This window comes from Bradyrhizobium sp. (assembly GCF_049581145.1).
GTDB lineage: Bacteria > Pseudomonadota > Alphaproteobacteria > Rhizobiales > Xanthobacteraceae > Bradyrhizobium.
Genome location: NZ_JBAURI010000779.1, coordinates 1 through 9,105, shown reverse-complemented (window position 1 = coordinate 9,105; position 9,105 = coordinate 1). Strand labels below are relative to the sequence as shown.

General features: G+C 64.5%; 8 protein-coding genes and 1 riboswitch. All 8 genes read right to left on the bottom strand.

What is annotated here, in order from left to right:
- Positions 1-154: XdhC family protein (locus WCB02_RS25745; protein WP_423962578.1), on the bottom strand; the 154-nt coding region annotated here is incomplete at its 3' end.
- Positions 155-164: 10 nt separating this feature from the next.
- The gene (locus WCB02_RS25740; protein WP_423962577.1) at positions 165-1,373 is read right to left on the bottom strand and encodes a vWA domain-containing protein; all 1,209 of its coding nucleotides are present in this window, start codon (positions 1,371-1,373) and stop codon (positions 165-167) included.
- Positions 1,370-2,242 carry an AAA family ATPase gene (locus tag WCB02_RS25735; RefSeq protein WP_423962576.1) on the bottom strand — a complete coding sequence of 291 codons (873 nt, stop codon included), beginning with the start codon at positions 2,240-2,242 and terminating at the stop codon, positions 1,370-1,372. Before WCB02_RS25735 ends, WCB02_RS25740 begins: the two co-directional genes overlap by 4 nt.
- A gap of 128 nt (positions 2,243-2,370) precedes the next feature.
- Positions 2,371-4,791: an aerobic carbon-monoxide dehydrogenase large subunit gene (locus WCB02_RS25730; RefSeq protein WP_423962575.1), complete on the bottom strand. Its 2,421-nt coding sequence runs from the start codon at positions 4,789-4,791 to the stop codon at positions 2,371-2,373.
- On the bottom strand, positions 4,788-5,288 hold the full coding sequence (locus WCB02_RS25725) for a (2Fe-2S)-binding protein (protein ID WP_423962574.1): 501 nt from the start codon (positions 5,286-5,288) through the stop codon (positions 4,788-4,790). The genes WCB02_RS25730 and WCB02_RS25725 overlap by 4 nt, the downstream gene beginning before the upstream one ends.
- A gap of 11 nt (positions 5,289-5,299) precedes the next feature.
- Positions 5,300-6,163 carry an FAD binding domain-containing protein gene (locus WCB02_RS25720; RefSeq protein WP_423962573.1) on the bottom strand — a complete coding sequence of 288 codons (864 nt, stop codon included), beginning with the start codon at positions 6,161-6,163 and terminating at the stop codon, positions 5,300-5,302.
- 264 nt (positions 6,164-6,427) lie between these two features.
- A complete protein-coding gene (locus WCB02_RS25715; RefSeq protein ID WP_423962572.1) occupies positions 6,428-7,642 on the bottom strand; it encodes an MHYT domain-containing protein in 1,215 nt (404 codons plus the stop codon).
- Between the two features lie 151 nt (positions 7,643-7,793).
- Positions 7,794-8,477, bottom strand: coding sequence for a 6,7-dimethyl-8-ribityllumazine synthase (locus WCB02_RS25710; RefSeq protein WP_423962571.1), 684 nt, complete (start codon positions 8,475-8,477; stop codon positions 7,794-7,796).
- A gap of 75 nt (positions 8,478-8,552) precedes the next feature.
- Positions 8,553-8,723, bottom strand: a riboswitch (FMN riboswitch).
- Positions 8,724-9,105: the final 382 nt, after the last annotated feature.

Here is a 9,105-nt window from a genome sequence, read left to right as displayed (position 1 = left end):
CCGCGACGATGCTGCCGTCCGGGCGGATGATCGCCTTCGCGCCGGCCTTCGCCGCCGTCACCGACACGGTGCGGACCACGGTCGCGAGCACGAAGGCCTGCTCGGCCGCGGTCATCGCAGCTACCAGATCCATCACCTCGACATGCCTGGTCATCATCCAGCCCTTACAGTTTCGCCAGATAGGGTTCGAGCGCGGCGAGGCTTTGCAGCGTGTTGGCCGCCGCGTAGAGATCGACATAGGGCAGCGCCGCCTTGATGCCTTTGGCCTCGGGCGCATAGCCCTGCCAGCCCAGCATCGGATTGAGCCAGGCGATCCGGCGGCAGCGTTTCGACAGCGCCGCCATTTCCCGTCCAAGCAAACCGGCATCGCCGGTCTCGTAGCCGTCGGAGACGATCATCACCACGGTGCGCGAATGGATCACCCGCGCAGCATGCCAGCGGTTGAAGGTCTTCAGGCTCTCGCCGATTTTCGTGCCGCCACCTGCACCCTGCGCCATGATGGAAAGACGATCGAGCGCACGGCCGGCGTCCCTTTCCTTCATCGCATCGGAGACATGGGCGAGCCGCGTGTGAAACAGGAATGCTTCGGCCTCGCGGAATTCGTCGAGCACGCCATGGATGAAGCGCAGGAATACGCTGGTATAGAGGCTCATCGAGCCCGAGGCATCGAGCAGAACCACCAGCCGCAACGGCTTGTCCTTGCGGCGGCGCTTGACCAGTGACAGCGGCACGCCGCCATGGCTGATGTTCTTGTGGATGGTGCGCCTGAGATCGAGCCGGTAGCCGCGCCGCCGCGCCAGATCGCGCCGGGTCAGCCGCGTGCGCATGGTCTTGGCCAATAGCGCCGCCGCGGCGTGCGCCGCCTCGACCTGGTCGGGATCGGCCATGTGGCGGAAATCGATCTCGCTCAGGTTTTCAGTGCGCGAGGCGCCTTCCATGCGCCCTTCGCCGCCGCGCGCTTCCGGCGCGTCGTCGAGCGAGGGGACCTGATCGGTCGGGGCTGGGCCACCGCCATGCTCTGGCCTGCGATCCTGCAGGCTCTTCAGCGACGGGCTGTTGGCGGCCTTCGCCGAGCCCGTCGTCACCGAGCGCGAGCGTGCGCGCTTGCCCAGCCAGAACGCGTCGAACAAGCCGTCGAATTTGTCCCAGTCGGATTTCCGCGCCGAGAACAGATGCTTGAATGCGCTGCGCAGCAGGCCGGGTTTGGCCGCATAACCGGATGCCACCAGGGCCGCCGCGTCCTGGCCTTCGGCAAGGCCGACCGGAAACCCGCTGTCGCGCAAGGTGCGCAGGAACGCCGCGAGCTTTTGCGCGACCAGGCGGGACACCTCGTCGAGCTCGGCAACATCCGGTGTTGAACCGCAGCAGCTCATGCGACCTTCCCCAACAACCGTTCGGCGACCTCCCGCGTGACGCGGGCGCGATCCTCATGGGTCTTGAGCAGGCACATCAGTGTCTCCTGCACCGTCTCGGGACTGTCATGCAGGTCGCGCACGTCGAGGCCGACCAGCGCAGCCGCCCAGTCCAGCGTCTCGGCCACGCCCGGCACCTTGCGCAAATCCTCCTTGCGGATGCCCTCCACCATGCGCGCGATCTGCAGCGCCAGCGAGGCGGAGGCGCCGTTGACGCGCGCCATGATGATGCGCGCCTCGCGATCGAGGTCGGGAAAGTCGACATAGTGGTAGAGGCAGCGGCGGCGCAGCGCGTCGGACAGTTCGCGGGTACCGTTCGAGGTCAGCACGACATGCGGGATCGTGGTGGCGGCGATGGTGCCGAGCTCGGGGATCGAGACCTGGAAGTCGGACAACAGTTCCAGCAAAAACGCCTCGAACTCATCGTCGGCGCGATCGATCTCGTCGATCAGGAGCACCGGCGGCTTTGGCCTGCGGATCGCCGCCAGCAGCGGGCGCTCCAGGAGATATTTTTCCGAGAAGATCTGGTCCTCGACACTGGCGGCCTCGCCGCCGCGATGCGCCTGAATCGCCAGCAACTGGCGCTGGTAGTTCCATTCGTACAGCGCCGACGACTGGTCGAGCCCCTCATAGCATTGCAGCCGGATCAGCTCGGTCGCGTGCACGCCGGCGAGCGCTTTCGCCACCTCGGTCTTGCCGACGCCGGCCTCGCCTTCGAGGAGAAGCGGACGCTTCAATAGCTGCATCAGCGCGATCGCGGTCGCGAGCTCGCCGTCGGCGATATAGCCGGTGGCCGCCAGGGCTTGCGCGATCTCGTCGCGGTTGTTCATTGCTGGAGCGTTTTCCTTTTCGCCAAAATCACTCTTCGTCGTCATTGCGAGGAGCGAAGCGACGAAGCAATCCATCATTCTTGCCGCGGAAACATGGATTGCTTAGCTGCGCTCGCAATGACGGCCGACTACGCCAACACGCCCAGGTCCTTGGCCGCCTTCCAGTTGCGCCAGAAGTCGTGCGGCATCTGGATGTGGGTGGCGCCCAGGAACGAGAAGGCGTCGTTGACGGCGTTGGAGAACGCCGGCACGCCGCCGACATTCGGGCTTTCGCCGACGCCCTTGGCGCCGATCGGATGGTGCGGCGACGGGGTGACGGTGAAGTCGGTCTCCCAATGCGGCGTCTCCACCGCGGTCGGCATGAAGAAGTCCATGAACGAGCCGGTCACCACATTGCCTTCCGGATCGTAGCGGATTTCCTGGCCCATCGCGATCGCGAAGGCCTCGGTCAGGCCGCCATGCACCTGACCCTCGATGATCATCGGGTTGATGCGGGTGCCGCAATCGTCCAGCGCATAGAAGCGGCGGACCTTGTAGACCCCGGTATCGACATCGATCTCCATCACGCAGAGATAGGCGCCGAACGGATAGGTCATGTTGGGCGGATCGTAATAGCTCACGGCTTCCAGCCCCGGCTCCATGCCGGGCGGCACCGAATTATAGGCCGCCCAGCAGATGTCCTTCATCGACATGGCCTTCTCGGGCAGGCCCTTGACGCGGAAACCATCGATGTCCCACTCGAGATCGTCCTCGTGGACTTCGAGCTTGTAGGCCGCGATCATCTGCGCCTTGGCCTTGATCTTTCGCGCCGCCATCGCGATGGCGGCGCCTGCGACCGGCGTCGAGCGCGAACCGTAGGTGCCGAGCCCGTAGGGCGCGGTGTCGGTGTTGCCCTCTTCCACCATGATGTTGTCGGCGGGAATGCCGATTTCGGTCGCGATGATCTGGGCCCAGGTGGTCTCGTGGCCCTGGCCCTGGCTCTTGGTACCCATCCGTGCGATGCCGGCACCGGTCGGGTGCATGCGGATCTCGCAGGAATCGAACATGGCGATGCCGAGGATGTCGCAGTTCTTCGAGGGGCCGGCGCCGACGATCTCGGTGAAGAACGACACGCCGAGCCCCATGATCTCGCGGGTCTCGCCGCGCTTGAACGCCGCGCGCTTCTCGGCCTGCTCCTTGCGCAGCGCCTGGTAGTCGGTCGACTCCATCATCTTGCGCATCGCGGTGTGATAGTCGCCGGAATCATATTCCCATCCCAAGGCCGAGTGATAGGGGAATTGCTCCGGCTTGATGAAGTTCTTCAAGCGCAGCTCGGCTGGATCCATGCCGAGCTTCTGCGCCAGAATATCCATGCCGCGCTCGATGCAATAGGCCGCCTCGGTGACGCGGAACGAGCAGCGATAGGCGACGCCGCCCGGCGCCTTGTTGGTGTAGATGCCGTCGACGGAAAGATGCGCCACCGGGAAATCGTAGGAGCCGGTGACGATGTTGAAGAAGCCGGCCGGCCATTTCGACGGGTCGGCGCAGGCGTCGAACGCGCCGTGATCGGCCAGCACATGGACGCGCAGGCCGGTGACCTTGCCGTCCCTGGTCGCGGCGATTTCCGTGGTCATGTGGTAGTCGCGCGCGAATGAGGTCGCGGTCAGGTTCTCGATGCGGTCCTCGACCCATTTCACCGGCTTGCCGGTGACGATGGAGGCGACGGCGGCGCAGATATAGCCGGGATAGGCCCCGACCTTGTTGCCGAAACCGCCGCCGATGTCGGGCGCGATCACGTGGATCTTCTGCTCCGGGATCTTGGCGATCAGCGCCACCACGGTGCGGATCACATGCGGCGCCTGGAAGGTGCCATAGATCGTCAATTCACCCTTGATCTTGTCGAAGGAGCAGACGCACTGGCAGGTTTCCAGCGGCGAGGGATGGGTGCGGTGATAGGAGATCATCTCCTTGATGGTGACGTCGGCCTTCTTGAAGGCGGCGTCGGCGAGGTCCTTGTCGCCGACGGTCCATTCGAAGATGTGGTTGTGATGCTTGCGCGGGCCATGCGCGCCCGTCATCTTGCCGGTGAGGTCCTCGCGCAGCACCGGCGCGTCCGGCGCCATCGCGGTGAAGGGATCGATCACGACCGGCAGCGCTTCGTATTCGACCACCACCTTGTTGATGCCGTCGTCGGCGGCATAGCGGTCGGTCGCGACCACGAAGGCGACCTCCTGGTTCTGGAACAGCACCTTGCCGTCCGCCAGCACCATCTGCACGTCGCCGGCCAAGGTCGGCATCCAGGCGAGGTTGACGGTCTTCAGCGTCTCGGCGGTGATCACCGCCAGCACGCCCGGCACCTTCAGCGCCTCGTCCGAGTTGATCGACTTGACCCGCGCATGGGCATGCGGCGAGCGGACGAAATCGCCGTGCAGCATGCCCGGCAGCTTGACGTCATCGACGTAATTGCCCCTGCCTTGGGTGAAGCGGATGTCTTCGACGCGCTTGCGCTTGCAGCCCATGCCTTCGAGGGCGGCGGTGCGTTGTTCCCGCGTGGGAGTGAGGTCGTTCATTCCGCAGCCTCCTTGAATTCAACGCCGTTGATCTTGGCGGCGGCATACTGGATCGCCTTGACGATGTTCTGATAGCCGGTGCAGCGGCAGATATTGCCGGAAATGCCCATGCGGATCTCCTGCTCGCTCGGAGAAGGGTTTTCCTGAAGCAGGCGATGCGCGCGCACGATCATGCCGGGCGTGCAGAAGCCGCACTGCAGCCCATGCATCATGCGAAAGCCTTCCTGCAGCGCCGACAGCGTGCCGTCGGCGTTGGCGATGCCTTCGATCGTGGTGATGTCGGAACCTTGCGCCTGCACCGCGAACATGGTGCAGCTCTTCACCGACATGCCGTCGATATCGACGGTGCAGGCGCCGCAATGCGTGGTCTCGCAGCCGATATGGGTGCCGGTCAGCTGCAGATTTTCGCGGATGAAATGCACCAAGAGCGTGCGCGGTTCGACGAGGCCTTCGACCTCGGCGCCGTTCACCTTCATGGTGACGTGCGTTTTTGCCATCGGTCCCTCCCTTATTTTGCTCTGGCCGCCGCACGCTGCAGCGCGCGCGTCACCATGATGCCGCCGACATGCTTGCGGTATTCCACCGGGCCCCGCGCATCGGCGGCCGGCGCCATGATCGCTTCGGCGGCCTGAGCCGCCTTCTTCAGCGACGCGGCGTCGAGGCCAGTGCCGATCACCGCCTTCGCGGCGTCAGCCGCCAGCAGCGGCGTCTCATGCAGATTGGTGAGACCGATCGCGCAGGTCGCGACCTTGCCGCCGGACATCGTAAGCATCACGGCCGCAGCGGCCGTGGCGTAATCGCCGACCTTGCGCTTCAGTTTCTCGTAAGCATAGCCGTGACCGGCCGGCGCCACTGGGATCGAGATCGCGGTCAGGATTTCGCCGGGCTCGAGCGCGGTGAAATAGGCGCCCTGATAGAACTCCGCCGCTGCGATGTCGCGGGTGCCGGAGGTGCCTTCCAGCCGGTAGCTGGCGCCGAGCGTCATCATCAGCGCCGGCATGTCGTTACCGGGATCGCCATTGGCGACATTGCCGCCAATGGTACCGCGGTAGCGCACCTGCGGGTCGGCGATCAGAAGCGCCGTTTCATGCAGGATCGGCAGCGACTGGCCGATATCCTTGGACCCCAGCAAGTCGTGCTGGGTGGCCATCGCGCCGATCACGATATTGTTGCCCTCGCGGCGGATACCCTTCAGCGCGGTAACGCCGTGCAGATCGATCAGATGGCTGGGGGTGGCAAGCCGCAGCTTCATCATCGGAACCAGGCTGTGGCCGCCGGCCAAGGCGCGGGCCTCATCACCGAGGTCCGCCAGCAATTTGACCGCATCGGCCACGGTCGCGGGTCGATGGTAGCTGAATGAGCCAGGAATCATCGTCTCCTCCATCCGTCCGTTGTTCGTTGGCGCGCCGAGGACGCGGACGTTGGACGGCAGGCTGATCCGGCAAATTTGCACCTGCAAGGCAGACGCAGCGGCTCCCTCACGGATGGGCGGATTTCGCACGAAACGCGATCTTCGGCGCACGAAATGCGTCAGGTTGGGCGACCTAACGCTTGAGGGGGAGCCTGCACGAAGGCTCACGGGCGCGCCCAAAGCGCTCGGCTCTTTCAAGTCACAGACAAGAGATCGTGCTTCGATCTAGGCATGCCGGCGCGCCAGCCCGAGCCTCGCCTTGACCTCGGCGATCTTGGCTCGGCTGACCGGGACTCGATGCGGGCTGGGGCCATCGAGCTCGATGATGGCGCCATCGCCTTCCTTGCGGACGAAGGAGACATGCGGGATCGCCACGATGTGGCTGCGATGCACCCGGACGAACAGGCCGGGGTCGAGCTGGGCCTCGGCTTCCGAGATCGACCACGGGCACATGCGCTCGCGGGTTCCATCATGGATCCTGGTATAGTGCGCATCCGCCCTCACGCTGCGCACGTCCGCTGCATCGATGAAGTGGGTGCCATTGGCCCCTTCCACCGGCAGACGCGGCGCAGGCGACCGGAGCGGTTGCCCGATCCCGCCGAGCGGCGCCCCCGGCATCAGCCGTGGCGCGGTCATGGTGACCGGCATCACAATATCGGGCGATACGGCGGCGGCGGCAGGCGCGACCGGTGATTCGGGACTGGCCGCCAGTGCCGTCGATTGCCGGCGCGGATCGGGCACCAGCGACAGCAGGAAGCCGGCCGCGATCACGAAGCAGAGCACGGAGACGATGATCGACAGGGTTTGCTGCGACGCAGCGAGTCCGCCGGCATGGGCCCGCGCCACCTCCGGCGAACAGGCCACGAAATGCATGCCATGCATCGCGGTATAGTGCATGCCGGACACCGCGACGCCGAACGCGACCGAGCTTGCGATCAGGCGGATGCCGTCCTGGCGCGCCAGGAACGCGCGTAAGCCGCCATAGGCCGCGACGATCGCAATCAGCACCGACAGGATCACCCAGCCGCCGTCATGCTCCATCGCGAAATTGCCGGAGAGTCCGTGAATCCCGACATAATGCATGCTGGCGATGCCGAGCCCGAGCAGCACCGCCGAGGACACCACGCGGAGCAGTGTCGGCTCCCCGATCGAAACGAAGAACAGCGAGACGCCGACCACCAGCGCGCAGATCAGGAACGATACGATGGTGGGCAGCACCAGATAGACGGCATCGGGCGGGATCGGCGCGGCCAGCATGCCTATGAAATGCATGGTCCAGATGCCGACGGCGAGAAAGGCCGCAGCGCCCGCCAGTAGCGTACGAGGGCTCACGCCCGGCGCGCTGCGGATGCGCGCGGCCAGCGAGAAGCCGGTGTAACCTCCCAGGATCGCGATCACCACCGAGAGCGCGACGAGATAGGGATCGTGTCCTTCGAACATGATCGTCTCGGCCGCCCGTCTCCACGGGCGTGCCTCCTCCCACGCCCAAGTTTATAGGCGCGGTGATGGAAATGACAATCAATCCCTTTGCAATCCCTTTGCAGTCCCTTTGCAGTCCCTCGTCGTGCTTTGGCCGCACGGATGCGGCGCGTCAAACGTTCGGCACGATCCCGGCCGCGACCTGGCCGCGCAGCCGCTCCAGGCTGAGCAGCGTATTGGCGCAGGCCTTTGCGACCTGGATCCCGTTGGCCGCGAAATGCTTGCGGAAGAATTCGAAATGCGCGCTTGTTTCCTGGAATCTTTCTTGGAATCTTTCTCGGAATTTTTCTTGGAACTGCTCCGGCGTCAGCACCGCAGAGAACACCGGCACCTCCGTTCGCAACTGCACATCCATCAGGGCCTTGATGACCGTCTCCGCGACATGTTCATCGTTGATGACGAGCCCGGCCGCGACGATCGCGGTGTAGCGCCGGGTCTTGGCGATGAGCTGCGCGTGCAGCGGAATCTCGAATGCGCCGGGCACCTCGAAGATATCGATCGCAGCGCGCGGGATGTGCCGGGCCTCGGCCTCGGCAAGGAAGGCGGTGCGGCATTCCGCGACCACTTCGGGATGCCAGGCGGACTGCACGAAGGCCACGCGCTGCGGCTTGGCGAAACGCGGATGCGCCGGCTTTGCCGAATCATCGGCTGCGGCGGTTTCGCCGGCCTCGGATTCTTCGACTTGAGGGTCCTGGACTTGAGAGTCCTGGACTTGAGAGTTCCGGACTTGAGAGTCCTGGACTTGAGAGTCCTGGTTGGAATTTTGAGCTTGCAAGTCTCGCGACGGCTGATTCATGGATCACCTCACTCAAGGACCAGAATCAGGGCACAGGGAACAACGACCTCGCGCGGCAAGGCGCAAAGACGTTGCAACCGTTCTCTTTCATCCGGACTTTGACCGTCGGCTTCGGAATCGCACCGAATCTGCTGACCCTTCCGCCTGCAAGAGCAAAGTGTCTTGCAAGTGTAAGGCGCTCGCGGGCTTGGGCGACCATGTGCCCTTACCGCCGGTGGGGAATTGCACCCCGCCCTGAGAACATCAGCCGCCGAATGAGGCGGCCTTGCGCCGAACTATGGCGAATGGCGGAGCTGGCAGCAAGCGTCTTTGGCCCGTCAACTGGGCATTTCTCGCATGTCCCAGACTCATTTGGACAGAAGATTCGGGGAGGCCGCGGCACCCAGATTTAGCCGCAAATCATTAACCTTTGCGGCTCACGCCGAATCCGATTCCGATTTGTTCTCCAAATCAGCAAACCGGATTCACGATCTGTTGTGGACGGCCGTGGGTTTGGTTGTGGACGGAGTCCGCGTGCAGTTGCGCGGATTCCGCAAATCACATCAGTTGATCCGGGCAGACCCCTGACCCCCAGGGGATTGCAGCCGGCAACGACGCGCGTGATGCACACGGGCCGGGTCGCCGCGTG